This window comes from Pseudomonas sp. o96-267, from assembly GCF_003935465.1.
Classification (GTDB): domain Bacteria; phylum Pseudomonadota; class Gammaproteobacteria; order Pseudomonadales; family Pseudomonadaceae; genus Aquipseudomonas; species Aquipseudomonas sediminis.
In genome coordinates this window covers 52,293-66,066 of the sequence record NZ_RHQP01000022.1, presented here as the reverse complement: position 1 = coordinate 66,066, position 13,774 = coordinate 52,293, and the positions used below count along the sequence as shown (strand labels likewise).

At 59.9% G+C, this 13,774-nt stretch carries 16 protein-coding genes and 1 tRNA gene; 13 read left to right on the top strand and 4 right to left on the bottom strand.

Annotation, left to right across the window (positions count from 1 at the left end):
* Nucleotides 1-8: 8 nt before the first annotated feature.
* The 3 genes from EGJ86_RS15930 to EGJ86_RS15920 all read right to left on the bottom strand — a co-directional run bounded on the left by EGJ86_RS15930 (nt 9) and on the right by EGJ86_RS15920 (nt 1,318).
* Nucleotides 9-506 carry an RDD family protein gene (locus EGJ86_RS15930; protein ID WP_106734595.1) on the bottom strand — a complete coding sequence of 166 codons (498 nt, stop codon included), beginning with the start codon at nt 504-506 and terminating at the stop codon, nt 9-11.
* Between the two features lie 179 nt (nt 507-685).
* The gene (locus EGJ86_RS15925) at nt 686-898 is read right to left on the bottom strand and encodes a cold-shock protein (RefSeq protein WP_003459665.1); all 213 of its coding nucleotides are present in this window, start codon (nt 896-898) and stop codon (nt 686-688) included.
* Between the two features lie 335 nt (nt 899-1,233).
* Nucleotides 1,234-1,318 (bottom strand) — tRNA-Leu (locus tag EGJ86_RS15920).
* Between the two features lie 205 nt (nt 1,319-1,523).
* Between EGJ86_RS15920 and EGJ86_RS15915 the strand changes: the two genes are divergently transcribed.
* The 7 genes from EGJ86_RS15915 (at nt 1,524) to EGJ86_RS15885 (ending at nt 8,532) form a co-directional block, all read left to right on the top strand.
* Nucleotides 1,524-2,297, top strand: a complete 774-nt coding sequence (locus EGJ86_RS15915) for an ABC transporter substrate-binding protein (RefSeq protein WP_256672458.1) — start codon at nt 1,524-1,526, stop codon at nt 2,295-2,297.
* Between the two features lie 34 nt (nt 2,298-2,331).
* Nucleotides 2,332-3,375 carry a tRNA preQ1(34) S-adenosylmethionine ribosyltransferase-isomerase QueA gene (gene queA / locus EGJ86_RS15910; RefSeq protein ID WP_125835780.1) on the top strand — a complete coding sequence of 348 codons (1,044 nt, stop codon included), beginning with the start codon at nt 2,332-2,334 and terminating at the stop codon, nt 3,373-3,375.
* A 20-nt stretch (nt 3,376-3,395) separates the two neighbouring features.
* Entirely contained in the window at nt 3,396-4,511 is a 1,116-nt protein-coding gene (gene tgt, locus EGJ86_RS15905) for a tRNA guanosine(34) transglycosylase Tgt (RefSeq protein ID WP_125835797.1), read from the top strand.
* 40 nt (nt 4,512-4,551) lie between these two features.
* Entirely contained in the window at nt 4,552-4,881 is a 330-nt protein-coding gene (gene yajC / locus EGJ86_RS15900) for a preprotein translocase subunit YajC (protein ID WP_037001935.1), read from the top strand.
* A 194-nt stretch (nt 4,882-5,075) separates the two neighbouring features.
* Nucleotides 5,076-6,944, top strand: coding sequence for a protein translocase subunit SecD (secD, locus tag EGJ86_RS15895; protein WP_106734644.1), 1,869 nt, complete (start codon nt 5,076-5,078; stop codon nt 6,942-6,944).
* A gap of 9 nt (nt 6,945-6,953) precedes the next feature.
* On the top strand, nt 6,954-7,871 hold the full coding sequence (gene secF, locus EGJ86_RS15890; protein WP_125835779.1) for a protein translocase subunit SecF: 918 nt from the start codon (nt 6,954-6,956) through the stop codon (nt 7,869-7,871).
* A gap of 118 nt (nt 7,872-7,989) precedes the next feature.
* On the top strand, nt 7,990-8,532 hold the full coding sequence (locus tag EGJ86_RS15885; protein WP_037001940.1) for a glycine zipper 2TM domain-containing protein: 543 nt from the start codon (nt 7,990-7,992) through the stop codon (nt 8,530-8,532).
* A gap of 58 nt (nt 8,533-8,590) precedes the next feature.
* Here EGJ86_RS15885 and suhB read toward each other — a convergent pair whose 3' ends face one another.
* Nucleotides 8,591-9,406, bottom strand: coding sequence for an inositol-phosphate phosphatase (gene suhB / locus EGJ86_RS15880; protein ID WP_079782978.1), 816 nt, complete (start codon nt 9,404-9,406; stop codon nt 8,591-8,593).
* Between the two features lie 144 nt (nt 9,407-9,550).
* Here suhB and trmJ point away from each other — a divergent pair, with 144 nt between their 5' ends.
* The 6 genes from trmJ (at nt 9,551) to iscA (ending at nt 13,773) form a co-directional block, all read left to right on the top strand.
* On the top strand, nt 9,551-10,330 hold the full coding sequence (trmJ, locus tag EGJ86_RS15875; RefSeq protein WP_177429690.1) for a tRNA (cytosine(32)/uridine(32)-2'-O)-methyltransferase TrmJ: 780 nt from the start codon (nt 9,551-9,553) through the stop codon (nt 10,328-10,330).
* Complete coding sequence (gene cysE / locus EGJ86_RS15870; protein WP_125835778.1) at nt 10,323-11,102, top strand: serine O-acetyltransferase; 780 nt, start codon at nt 10,323-10,325, stop codon at nt 11,100-11,102. The genes trmJ and cysE overlap by 8 nt, the downstream gene beginning before the upstream one ends.
* Before the next feature lie 136 nt (nt 11,103-11,238).
* Nucleotides 11,239-11,730: a Fe-S cluster assembly transcriptional regulator IscR gene (gene iscR / locus EGJ86_RS15865; RefSeq protein ID WP_075749285.1), complete on the top strand. Its 492-nt coding sequence runs from the start codon at nt 11,239-11,241 to the stop codon at nt 11,728-11,730.
* A gap of 30 nt (nt 11,731-11,760) precedes the next feature.
* A complete protein-coding gene (locus tag EGJ86_RS15860) occupies nt 11,761-12,975 on the top strand; it encodes an IscS subfamily cysteine desulfurase (protein ID WP_099526567.1) in 1,215 nt (404 codons plus the stop codon).
* A 74-nt stretch (nt 12,976-13,049) separates the two neighbouring features.
* Entirely contained in the window at nt 13,050-13,436 is a 387-nt protein-coding gene (gene iscU / locus EGJ86_RS15855; protein ID WP_017362576.1) for a Fe-S cluster assembly scaffold IscU, read from the top strand.
* A gap of 13 nt (nt 13,437-13,449) precedes the next feature.
* The gene (gene iscA, locus EGJ86_RS15850) at nt 13,450-13,773 is read left to right on the top strand and encodes an iron-sulfur cluster assembly protein IscA (protein WP_090336089.1); all 324 of its coding nucleotides are present in this window, start codon (nt 13,450-13,452) and stop codon (nt 13,771-13,773) included.
* Nucleotide 13,774: the final 1 nt, after the last annotated feature.

Sequence of the window (13,774 nt, the reverse complement as noted above, 5' to 3'; positions counted from 1 at the left end):
GCTCTGGGCTATTTTTTGTGAATGTTCTTCGGTAACTGCACCATGCGGCTGTCGGAGTAGATGTCGTGCCAGGTGCGGCCCTGCTTGTCCCACAGTAGCCAGAGGAATCCCAGGCCGGCGAACAGCCAGGAGCCAATGGCGACCACGAAGCGCAGCAGTGCCTGCCACAGGTCGATGGCGCTGCCATCGGCATTCTGGATGCGTAGCCCCCAGGCCTGCATGCCCAGTGTCTGGCCATTGTGCGTCCAGAACTTGGCGAAGAAGGCGAACAGCGACAGCAGCACCAGGCTGGCGAGAATCGGGTCATGATCCAGGGCGCCGGCCTCGGCCATGGCCATCAGTGCATCGCCGCCGTGAATCAGGCGCAGGATGCCCTGTTGATAGATCAGGGTGACCACCATGATCAGTGCCACGCAGAGTAGGAAGTCGTAGAAGAGGGCCGCCAGGCGACGAATCAGCCCGGCAGTGGGGAAGTCTCCCTGCGGACGTAATTGGTGTTTCGGCATGATGGGCTCGCTGAGACGAAAGTGCGCGCCATTCTAACAGCCTGCTAACCGCGACTTTGCGATCGATATAAAGATGTACGTGGGCTATCTGTAACCTGGCGCTGCGAAAGGTGAGTTACAGAAATGACAGGCAAAAAAAACCCCTGACTGATATCAGGGGTTCTTCAAAGCAGCGGCGATTAGCCCAGGACTTGAACCTGGTCAGCCTGCATGCCTTTTTGACCTTGCACAGCTACGAAGCTGACTTTCTGGCCTTCTTTCAGGCTCTTGAAGCCGTTACCTTCGATCGCGCGGAAGTGCACGAACAGATCCGGACCGCTTTCGGGAGTGATAAAACCAAAACCTTTCTCGTCGTTAAACCACTTGACGGTACCGTTCTGACGATTCGACATGTCTTTTTCCTTGAAACTAGAGTTGATGACAGCCTCCAAGTATAGAGGGCTGAGACTGGTTGCAAGGAGTAATAGAAGTCGAGCGGGATGTAGCGGATCTAGATGATCTGCTGCACCAGAGTCACGATTCACAGCGACCCATGCAAACAGTTGACTCACTCTACGCTAACTTTTGCGCAATTGCCAACCCCCGCCAGCAAGGTCGCCGGCCAGGTTTTGCGGGGCTTGTCGGGGTGTCGGAAAAGTTTTTCGGCAACATGCTTGCAACAATTGCCCAAGTTGTTCGCGCAGATACGAAAAAGCCCGCAAGACAATGTCTTGCGGGCTTCGAATCGTGGTGCCCCGGGGGAGACTCGAACTCCCACTCCTTTCGAAAACGGATTTTGAATCCGCCGCGTCTACCGATTCCGCCACCGGGGCACAATGGCGGCGCAGTATAGGGATGCGCCTGGCGTCGGTCAATCGGCGTTAGTGCAGTGATCGGTTGATCTACTAACGGCCAATGGCGCAGCTAGTGGCATCCGGCTTTGATTGCGTCGTTGCGGCTAGAATCGCCAGCTGTCATCAAGTGCGCTGGGTGTGGCGTATATAAAGGTGTCGGGGCAGTCCAATGTTGGGAGGGGGAGTGATCAACGTCTTGCGTGGTGCACTTGTTGCCGGTCTGCTACTTGCGCCTGTTGCGCAGGCCGGAACGCTGACCTATGCCGTGACCGATGAAAGCTGGATGCCGTACTGGATTGTCGAGGATCAGCGGGTCAGCGGCATCTTCCATGAGCTAATGCTCGCGCTGGATGAGCGTTTGCCTGAACAACTGCAAGCCAGTCATCCGCAGCCGCCTTTGCGTACGCAGAAGCTGTTCCGTGAGGGGTATCTGCAGATCGAGTGCTGTGTGAGCAAGAATTGGCGTAGCGACGCCGAGCGGGCCGAAGTCTCGCTGTGGACAGTGCCGGTTCTGCAGGCCGAGGAAATGCTGATCTTCGCGCCTGGCAGGCGCTTTGCCTATCAGCGTCTGCAGGACCTGCAGGGGCGTTCGATTGCCACGGTGCGTGGTTATGGTTACGCCGGCAGTGAGTACTTTCAGCGCAACGATGGGGCCGATGTGCGGGCGCTGATCTATCTGGTGGCGCAGGGGCGTAGTGAGGCCGGGATTCTGGATCGCTTGGAGTGGCGTTATCTTCAGCATGAAGACGCGCAACTGCAGGCGTCACGCTGGCAGGTCGAGGAGGGGCCGACGGTCAATCGCTCTCAGCTGCGCTTGCGTTTGCATCGAGACTTTGCGGGCCGGCTCGATGCATTCAATGCTGCCATCCTGTCCTTGCAGGCCGATGGCACGCTGGCTCGTATCGTCGCCAGGTATGCGCCGCAGGCTCACGTGGCCGGCCAAGTGGAAATCCGGTAAGCTCTGCCACCCTGCAAAATTACCCCTCCGAATCATGCGTGTTGCCGATTTCCACTTCGACCTTCCCGAGTCGCTGATCGCTCGTCATCCCCTGGCCGAGCGTCGTGCCAGCCGTCTACTGCAGCTCGATGGCCCTAGCGGCACGCTGCGCCACGGCCAGTTCACCGATGTGCTGGAGCAGCTTCGTCCGGGTGATCTCATGGTGTTCAACAACACCCGAGTGATTCCGGCGCGCCTGTTCGGTCAGAAGGCCTCTGGCGGCAAGCTCGAAGTGCTGGTGGAGCGCGTGCTGGATCAGTACCGCGTGCTGGCCCACGTGCGTTCGAGCAAATCGCCCAAGCCCGGTTCGCAGATTCTCATCGACGGCGGTGGTGAGGCCGAGATGGTCGCGCGTCACGACGCGCTGTTCGAGCTGCGTTTTGCCGAGCCGGTACTGCCGCTGCTGGAGCGTGTCGGCCATATGCCGCTGCCTCCTTATATAGATCGGCCGGATGACGAGGCGGATCGCGAGCGCTATCAGACCGTCTATGCGCAGAAGGCGGGGGCCGTGGCTGCGCCGACTGCGGGCCTGCACTTCGATGACGAACTGCTGGCGGCGATCCGCGCCAAGGGTGTGGACACCGCGTTCGTGACGCTTCACGTTGGCGCCGGTACCTTCCAGCCGGTTCGGGTTGAGCGGATTGAAGATCACCACATGCACAGTGAGTGGTTGGAGGTCGGCCAGGATGTGGTCGACGCCGTGGCAGCCTGTCGCGCCCGCGGCGGTCGCGTGGTCGCGGTGGGCACCACCAGCGTGCGCTCGCTGGAAACTGCCGCGCGAGACGGTGAGTTGAAGCCCTTCAGTGGCGATACCGACATCTTTATCTATCCAGGCCGCCCATTTCATGTGGTCGATGCCCTGGTGACCAATTTCCACCTGCCCGAGTCGACCCTGCTGATGCTGGTGTCGGCCTTTGCCGGTTACCCCGAGACCATGGCCGCTTACCGCGAGGCCGTGGCGCAGGGCTATCGCTTCTTCAGTTACGGTGATGCCATGTTCATCACCCGCAATCCCGCCGCGCGCGGGCCCGAGGTTTGAGTATGTCGCGCACCTGTCGCATGTCCTTCGAGTTGCTGGCTACCGACGGCAAGGCCCGTCGTGGTCGCCTGACCTTCCCGCGTGGCGTGGTGGAAACTCCGGCCTTCATGCCGGTGGGCACCTACGGCACGGTCAAGGGCATGCTGCCGCGCGACGTCGAGGATATCGGCGCGCAGATCATCCTCGGCAATACATTCCACCTGTGGCTGCGCCCGGGGATGGAGGTGATCAAGAAACATGGCGACCTGCACGACTTCATGCAGTGGCAGGGGCCGATCCTGACCGACTCTGGTGGCTTCCAGGTGTTCAGCCTCGGTGCGATGCGCAAGATCAAGGAAGAGGGCGTGTACTTCGCTTCGCCGGTCGATGGCGCCAAGGTCTTCATGGGGCCGGAAGAGTCGATGCAGGTGCAGCGTGACCTGGGCTCGGACATCGTGATGATCTTCGATGAATGCACGCCGTACCCGGCCGAGTTCGACGTGGCCAAGCGTTCCATGGAGCTGTCGCTGCGTTGGGCCAAGCGCTCCAAGACTGCACATGGCGAAAGTACCGCTGCGCTGTTCGGCATCGTCCAGGGTGGCATGCACGAAGAACTGCGCATGCGGTCGCTCGAAGGGCTTTGCGAGACCGGCTTCGACGGCCTGGCCATCGGCGGGCTGTCGGTCGGTGAGCCGAAGGAAGAGATGATCCGCGTGCTGGACTTCCTGCCGCCGCACATGCCGGCCGACAAGCCGCGCTACCTGATGGGTGTGGGCAAGCCGGAAGACCTGGTCGAGGGCGTGCGTCGTGGCGTGGACATGTTCGACTGCGTGATGCCCACCCGTAATGCGCGTAACGGCCACCTGTTCGTCGATACCGGCGTGGTGAAGATTCGCAACGCCGTACATAAACACGATGATTCGCCGCTGGACCCGACCTGCGACTGTTACACCTGCAAACATTTCTCGCGCGCTTATCTGCACCATCTGGACAAGTGCGGCGAAATGCTCGGTAGCATGCTCAATACCATCCATAACTTGCGGCATTATCAGCGGGTTATGGCTGGTTTGCGCGAGGCTATCCAACAGGGTACATTGGCCGCCTTCGTCGAAACCTTCTATGCCAAGCGTGGCCTGCCTGTGCCGCCGCTTGACTGATTCCTGAACGATTCAAGATCCTTTCCATTAGGAGTGTTACATGAGCTTTTTCATCCCCGCCGCTTACGCTGACACCGCCGCTGCTGGCCCTGCCGGCAGCGGTTTCGAGTGGGTTTTCCTGATTGGCTTTCTGGTCATCTTCTATCTGATGATCTGGCGTCCGCAGGCCAAGCGCGCCAAGGAACACAAGAACCTGCTCGGCGGCCTGCAGAAGGGCGACGAAGTGGTCACCAGCGGTGGTATCGCTGGCAAGGTATCCAAGGTTGCCGACGATTTCGTGGTTATCGAAGTGTCTGACACTGTCGAGCTGAAATTCCAGAAGCAGGCCATCGCTGCCACTCTGCCCAAGGGCACGCTGAAAGCCATCTGATTCAGTTCTTAGTTTCCATATCGACGGGGCGCTTTAGGGCACTTCTAAAAACGTAGGCGAGGCAGCCAGCGCAAGGCAAAAACAGGCGTGTTGTAAATGAGCATTTTGAGCCTGTTTTTAACGCAGCGATGGCAACGCAGGTAGTTTTTAGAGGTGCACTTTAGCGCCCTGCGTCATAAGCGGGCGGCTCGTTCATGCTCAATAAATACCCTCTGTGGAAATACCTGCTGATTGTGTCCGTTCTGGCAATCGGCCTGGTGTACTCCATTCCCAACCTTTATCCAGACGATCCTGCCGTGCAGATCAGTGGCGCCAGTTCGGCGCTGAGCATCGAGCAGATCGATGTCGACCGTGCCAGCAAAGCGCTGCAGGACGCCGGTATTGCCGTCAAAACTGCCAGCATCGACGAGCGTGGCCGCGGTGGCCTGATTCGTCTGACCAAGCAGGATGACCAGTTGCCGGCCAAGGACATCGTCCGTCGTGCACTGGGCGATGATTACGTTGTGGCGCTGAACCTGGCGCAAACCACCCCCGACTGGCTGCGTAACCTGGGTGCGAGCCCGATGAAGCTCGGCCTGGACCTGTCCGGCGGTGTGCACTTCCTGTTGGAAGTCGACATGGACAAGGCGCTGGATGTGCGCCGCAAGGTCTATGAAGGTGAGATCAAGAGCCTGTTGCGCAAGGAGCGTATTCGCTACCGCAGCATGCCGGAGAGCAATAGCCGGATTCAGCTCGGCTTCGCCGACAGCGATACGCTGGACAAGGCGCAGCGCCTGATTCGCAAGGATTACAGCGATTTCGAACTGACCACTGTCGAGCGTGGCGGCCAGCAGATTCTGCAGTTGGGTCTGACTCAAGCGAAAATCGCCGAGATTCGTGAATATTCCATTCGCCAGAACCTCACCACTGTACGTAACCGCGTCAATGAGCTGGGCGTAGCCGAGCCGCTGGTGCAGCGTCAGGGTGCCAACCGCATCGTGGTCGAGCTGCCGGGTGTGCAGGACACCGCAGAAGCCAAGCGTATTCTCGGCAAGACCGCCAACCTCGAGTTCCGCCTGCAGGCCGATCTCGATGCGCCGCGCGGCGCGACCGAGTCCTTCGGCTTCCGCGAGGAAGGTCGTCCGCCGGTGCAGCTCGAGCGTGAACTGATCATCACCGGTGATCAGGTGACCGACGCCCAGGCCAGTTTCGACGAGAATGGTCGCCCGCAGGTGAACATTCGCCTCGACGGTCATGGCGGTGATCTGATGAACCGCGCCACGCGTAACAACGTCGGTCGCAGCATGGCGGTGATCTTCATCGAGCAGAGGCCGGTCACTCGCTACGTGCGTCAGAGCGTCGACGGCGTCGAGCAGGAAGTGGCTATCTCCTCGTTCGTCGAAGAGAAGAAGATCATCAGCCTGGCGACTATCCAGTCGGCGCTGGGCAGCCAGTTCCGCATCACCGGCCTGAACGGTCAGGGCGAGTCTTCCGAGCTTGCGCTGCTGCTGCGTGCTGGTGGTCTGGCAGCGCCGATGTACTTCGCTGAAGAGCGCACCATTGGCCCGAGCCTGGGTGCCGAAAACATTGCCAAGGGTATCGCCTCCACCGAGTGGGCGATGATCTTCGTGGCTATCTTCATCATCGCCATCTATCGCTTCTTCGGTGTGCTGGCGACCGTTGCCCTGGCGTTCAACCTGGTGCTGCTGGTCGGTCTGATGTCGGCCATTGGTGCGACCCTGACCCTGCCCGGTATCGCCGGTATCGTCTTGACTCTGGGTATGGCGGTTGACGCCAACGTGCTGATTTTCTCGCGGATACGCGAGGAGTTGGCCAATGGACTGCCGGTGCAGCGTGCTCTGCACGAGGGCTTCGATCGTGCCTATTCGGCAATTCTCGACAGTAACCTGACCACCTTGTTGGTGGGCGGCATCCTGTTCGCGATGGGGACCGGTCCGGTGAAAGGCTTCGCGGTGACACTGTCGCTGGGCATCATTACGTCGATGTTCACCGCCATCATGTTCACCCGTGGCCTGGTCAACCTGATCTTCGGTGGCCGTAACTTCAAGAAGCTGTGGATCTGAGGTGCAGCCATGATCAAGTCAACCATTCGTTTCATGGCGATCCGCAATATCGCCTTCTCCATTACGGTCGTGCTGACGCTGATCGGTCTCGGCGCGCTGTTTGCCAAGGGGCTGAATTTCGGCCTGGATTTCACCGGCGGTACGCTGATTGAGCTGCAATATGAGCAGCCGGCCAATCTCGATCTGATCAAGACCGAGTTGGGTCAGGCAGGTTATGCCGATGCTGTGGTGCAGAGCTTCGGTGCCAGTACCGATGTGCTGGTGCGTCTGGCTGGCGATTCCCCTGACCTGGGTAATGAGGTCGCGGCTGCGCTGCGCAAGGTCGATGAGGCGGCACGCTTCGAGGTCAAGCGCGTTGAGTTCGTCGGCCCGCAGGTAGGTGAGGAGCTGCGCGACCAGGGCGGCATTGCCATGCTCCTGGCGCTGGGCGGGATCATGCTCTACCTGGCTTTCCGCTTTCAGTGGAAGTTTGGTGTCGGTGCGATCGCGTCGCTGGTGCACGACGTGGTGATCACCCTGGGTGTGCTGGCGTTCTTCCAGGTGCCGTTCGATTTGACGGTGCTGGCGGCGGTACTGGCGATGATCGGTTACTCGCTCAACGACACCATCATCATCTACGACCGAATTCGTGAGAACTTCCGTGTACTGCGCAAGACCTCGTTGATCGAGAACATCGACGTTTCGATCACCCAGACCCTTTTGCGTACGATCGCTACTTCGTTGTCCACTGCGCTGGCCTTGTTGGCGCTGCTGTTCTTCGGCGGTGACGTATTGGCGGCCTTCGCTCTGACCCTGTTGGTCGGTGTAGTGGTAGGCACCTACTCGTCGGTCTACATCGGCGCCACGGTGCTGGTGTGGCTGAAGCTCAGCGTGGAGGATTTGATTCCTCCTGTGGCCGAGGCTGAGGCTGACGACGGCCGTCCGTGATGTTGTGATGGGCTTCATGAAAGTCAGCGAAAGCCGCGACAAGTCGAACTTGTCGCGGCTTTTTGCTGTCCCAGGCAGGGAGAAGGGCGCGAGTCGCCGAGCCTAGGAGACACAAAAAATGAATAAATCACTGTTGGTAGGTGCCGTACTGGGTGCTGTGGGTGTGACCGCTGGTGGTGCTGTTGCCACGTACAGTCTGGTTGATCGTGGTCCGGACTACGCCGAGGTGCTGGCCGTAACCCCGATCAATGAAACCGTGAAAACGCCGCGCGAAGTGTGTAAGGACGTGGCAGTTACCCGTCAGCGTCCGGTGCAGGATCAGCACCAGATTGCCGGTACTGCCATCGGCGCCATCGCGGGTGGTCTGCTGGGTAACCAGATCGGCGGCGGCACTGGCAAGAAGATCGCTACAGTAGCCGGTGCAGTTGGCGGCGGTTATGCCGGCAACAAGGTGCAGGAGGGCATGCAGCAGCGTGACACCTACACCACCACTGAAACCCGCTGCAACACCGTGACCGATACCAGCGAGAAACTGGTGGGCTACGACGTGAAGTACCAGCTGGGTGAAAAGGTCGGCAACGTGCGCATGGATCGTGATCCAGGCAGTCGTATCCCGGTCAACAAGCAGGGTGAACTGGTACTGGTGCAGCAGGCCCAGTAAGAATCTGGAGCAATAAAAAAACGCCCCTCGGGGCGTTTTTTTATTGCTCGATGGAAGCTCAGCGCTTCATCGAGGGTGCCAGGTGTGGCTGGATCGCGGTCAGTACGGCCTTGAAGCATTTGGTGTTGCCGGCAACGATCTGGCCTTTCTCGAGGAATTCGTGGCCGCCGGTGAAATCGCTGACCAGGCCGCCTGCTTCCTGAATCAGCAGGGCGCCAGCTGCCATGTCCCACTCGGACAGGCCGAACTCCCAGAAGGCGTCGTAACGGCCGGCTGCGACATAAGCCAGATCCAGGCTGGCGGCGCCGGCACGGCGTACACCGGCGGTCTGGCCGACCAGGCTGCGGAACATGCCCAGGTAGTTCTCGAGGTTATCCAGCTGCTCGTTGCGGAACGGGAAGCCAGTGCCTAGCAGTGCGCCGTCCAGGCTCTTGCGGTTGCTCACGCGCAGACGGCGGCCATTGAGGGCGGCGCCACGGCCGCGGCTGGCGGTGAATTCTTCCTGGCGCACCGGGTCGAGGACGATGGCGTGCTCGAGGCGACCGCGGTATTTGCAGGCAATGCTGATGGCGAAGTGTGGAACGCCGCGGATGAAGTTGGTGGTGCCGTCCAGCGGGTCGATGATCCACTGATAGTCGGCGCCGTCGCCGCTGCCCTCAAGCACGCCACCTTCTTCGCCCAGGAAGCTGTGGGTCGGGTAGGCCTTGCGAATGGCTTGGACGATCATCAGCTCGGCGGCCTTGTCGACCTCGGTGACGTAATCCTTGGCATCCTTCTCGTCTACCGAGATGACATCCAGGCGCTCGATGGAGCGAAAGATCATTTCACCGGCGCTGCGAGCGGCGCGCAGGGCGATATTCAGCATGGGCTGCATGGGAGGTTCACCTGGGGCGTTAAAGAAAGCCGGCCATGTTAGCAGAAAACCGTTGCCGATGAAGCGCCGTCTGTACCCCGCATGGCAATCACACAAGGGCTTGGGTAAGATCGTTGCCCCTAATCGTTTCTGAGAGTGTCTGCGTTGCTGGACAATATTCGCGTCGTTTTGGTGGGCACCAGTCATCCGGGCAATATCGGCGGTGCTGCGCGGGCGATGAAAAACATGGGCCTGTCGCGCCTGGTGCTGGTCGAGCCGGAGGATTTTCCCAGTGCCGAGGCGGTGGCGCGCGCGTCCGGTGCGACCGACGTGCTGGATGCTGCGCAGGTCGTTGGTAGTCTTGAAGAGGCGCTGGTCGGTTGCACTCTGGTGATTGGTACCAGTGCGCGTGATCGGCGTATTCCCTGGCCGCTGCTGGATCCGCGCGAGTGCGGCGTGACCAGTTGTGAGCAGGCCGCTGCTGGTAGTGAAGTGGCGTTGGTATTCGGGCGTGAATACGCCGGTTTGACCAACGAGGAACTACAGCGATGTCAATACCACGTGCATATCCCGTCCAACCCTGAGTTCAGTTCGCTGAACCTGGCGGCGGCGGTGCAGGTGCTGGCCTATGAGGTGCGCATGGCCTGGTTGGCAGCTTCGAGTCTGCCGACCAAGGCGGAGAAGCTGGAGGCGACCACAACGCGCAATTCGCAGGCGGCGACGGCAGATGAGCTGGAGTCCTTCTACGGACATTTGCGTCGAGTTCTGGTGATGATCGGTTTTCTCGATCCCCAGAGGCCGCGGCACCTGATGACTCGCTTGCGTCGGCTTTATGGACGCAGTGCGGTGAGCAAGTTGGAGATGAATATCCTGCGCGGCATCCTTACCGAGACAGAGAAGGCCGTGCGTGGAGAGCCTCATAAACAGGGGAAGTCTGATGTTTGAACGCATTCGAGAGGATATACAGAGCGTTTTTCACCGTGACCCGGCGGCGCGCAATGCCTTCGAGGTGGTGACCTGCTATCCGGGATTGCATGCGGTATGGCTGCATCGTGTGGCGCATGCATTGTGGCGTTCGGGCTGGAAGTGGCTGGCGCGCGTGGTGTCGAGCTTCGGGCGCTGGATGACCGGTATCGAAATTCACCCGGGGGCGAAGATCGGGCGACGCTTCTTCATCGATCATGGCATGGGCATCGTCATCGGCGAGACTGCCGAGATCGGTAATGACGTCACGCTCTATCAGGGCGTGACTCTGGGTGGCACCAGTTGGAACAAGGGCAAGCGCCATCCCACTCTGGAAGATGGTGTTGTGGTTGGCGCTGGCGCCAAGGTGCTGGGGCCGTTCACGGTCGGTGCCGGGGCCAAGATCGGTTCCAATGCGGTGGTGACCAAGGCTGTGCCGGCGGGGGCGACTGCGGTCGGCATTCCCGGCAAGATAATCGTCAAGTCCGATGACGAGCAGGAAGCCAAGCGTCAGGCCATGGCCGAGAAGATCGGTTTCGATGCCTACGGCGTTGGTCAGGACATGCCCGACCCGGTAGCGCGCGCCATCGGCCAGTTGCTCGATCATCTGCATGCTGTCGACGGGCGGCTCGAGGATGTCAGCAAGGCGCTGGACTCGATGGATTGCGACTACCGCGCCAAGGCGCTGCCTGCATTGCGTGACGAGGACTTCGCCGAGGTGTGCAAGGGGCAGGGCGACAAGCCTGCTGCCTGATGCGCGCAGGGGCGGCATTTGCTATGATGCCGCCTCTTTTCGCGGTCAATCCTGAGTAAATCAATCGGTCTTATAGTTGACTTAAATACTCGGGAATCGCATACTTCGTCGCAATTCAGTGATTCGTGGTAGAGCCATGCGACTGACCACCAAAGGCCGTTACGCCGTTACCGCCATGCTAGATCTGGCGTTGCACGCACAGCACGGTCCCGTTTCCCTGGCCGATATATCCGAGCGGCAGGGCATCTCCCTGTCTTATCTCGAGCAACTGTTCGCCAAGCTGCGCCGTGGCAGTCTGGTTTCCAGTGTTCGCGGGCCGGGTGGCGGCTATCAGCTTTCGCGTGACATGCGCGGCATTCAGGTGGCTCAGGTGATCGATGCGGTCAACGAGTCGGTAGATGCCACGCGTTGCCAGGGGCAAGGTGATTGCCACTCTGGCGACACCTGCCTGACCCATCACCTGTGGTGCGATCTCAGTCAGCAGATTCATGAGTTCCTCAGTGGCATCAGCCTGGCTGATTTGGTTGCGCGCCGTGAGGTTCAAGAGGTCGCGTTGCGCCAGGATCAGCGCCGCTGCAATGGCAGGACGCCGCGCCTGGATAAGATTGAAGCGTCTGCCATCGACTGAGCAGGGCGTTTGCCTGATAGGAGAAACCCAATGAAATTGCCCATTTACCTCGATTATTCCGCCACCACGCCGGTAGATCCGCGCGTTGCGCAGAAGATGAGTGAATGCCTGCTGGTCGACGGTAACTTTGGCAACCCGGCTTCGCGCTCCCACGTGTTCGGCTGGAAGGCCGAAGAAGCGGTGGAAAATTCCCGTCGCCAGGTCGCCGAGCTGGTCAATGCTGATCCGCGTGAGATCGTCTGGACCAGCGGTGCTACCGAGTCCGACAACCTGGCGATCAAGGGCGTAGCGCACTTCTATGCCAGCAAGGGCAAGCACATCATCACCTCGAAGATCGAGCACAAGGCGGTACTGGATACCACTCGCCAACTCGAGCGTGAAGGTTTCGAAGTGACCTATCTGGAACCGGGCGAAGACGGCCTGATTACGCCAGCCATGGTCGAGGCGGTGCTGCGCGATGACACTACCCTGGTGTCCCTCATGCACGTCAACAACGAAATCGGCACCATCAACGACATCGCTGCCATCGGCGAGCTGACCCGCTCGCGCGGTGTGCTGCTGCACGTCGATGCTGCGCAGTCCACCGGCAAGGTCGAAATCGATCTGGAAAAGATGAAGGTCGATCTGATGTCCTTCTCCGCGCACAAGACCTACGGCCCCAAGGGCGTCGGTGCCCTTTACGTGCGCCGCAAGCCGCGTGTGCGTCTGGAAGCGCAGACTCACGGTGGCGGTCACGAGCGCGGTATGCGCTCGGGCACTCTGGCCACTCACCAGTGCGTCGGTATGGGTGAAGCATTCCGTATCGCCAAGGAAGAGATGGCGGCAGAGAACCAGCGTATCGCGGCTCTGCGTGATCGTTTCTACCGCCAGTTGGAAGATATGGAAGAGCTTTACGTGAATGGCAGCCTAACTGCTCGCGTGCCGCACAACCTCAACCTGAGTTTCAACTACGTCGAGGGTGAGTCGCTGATCATGGCGCTCAAGGATCTCGCTGTATCGTCCGGTTCTGCTTGCACCTCGGCTTCCCTGGAGCCGTCCTACGTGCTGCGCGCCCTGGGCCGCAATGATGAACTGGCACACAGCTCGATCCGCTTCACCTTCGGTCGTTTCACTACCGAAGAAGAGGTCGACTACGCCGCTGCCAAGGTCCGTGAGGCCGTGGACAAGCTGCGCGAACTGTCGCCCCTGTGGGATATGTTCAAAGAAGGTGTCGACATTTCTTCCGTGGAATGGGCAGCACACTAAAAGCTGCCGAGGCGAATCGTTTGGTTTCAAGCGGTTCGCCGGAGAGCGGCACCTGATGAGAGAGGAAGTACAACATGGCTTACAGTGACAAGGTCATCGACCACTACGAAAATCCGCGTAACGTCGGCAAGCTTAACGCCGAAGATCCTGACGTTGGTACCGGCATGGTCGGTGCGCCGGCCTGTGGCGACGTGATGCGCCTGCAGATCAAGGTCAGCGAAAGTGGCGTTATCGAAGACGCCAAGTTCAAGACCTACGGCTGCGGCTCGGCTATCGCCTCCAGCTCCCTCGCGACCGAGTGGATGAAGGGCAAGACCCTCGATGAGGCCGAGAGCATCAAGAACACCCAGCTCGCCGAAGAACTGGCCCTGCCGCCAGTGAAAATTCACTGCTCTGTACTCGCTGAAGATGCCATCAAGGCTGCTGTGCGCGACTACAAGCAGAAGAAAGGCTTGCTCTGATACGAGGTTTGTAATGGCCATCACCATGTCTGAAGCAGCTGCCCGCCACGTGCAACGCTCTCTTGATGGGCGCGGCAAGGGCGAGGGCATTCGCCTCGGGGTGCGCACTACCGGTTGCTCCGGCCTGGCCTACGTGCTCGAGTTCGTCGATGAGCTGGCGGCAGAGGATCAGGTATTCGAGAGTCATGGCGTCAAGGTGATCATCGATCCCAAGAGCCTGGTCTATCTCGATGGCACCGAGTTGGACTTCGTCAAGGAAGGCCTCAACGAGGGCTTCAAGTTCATCAACCCTAACGTGCGCGGCGAATGCGGTTGCGGCGAAAGCTTCAACGTTTGAG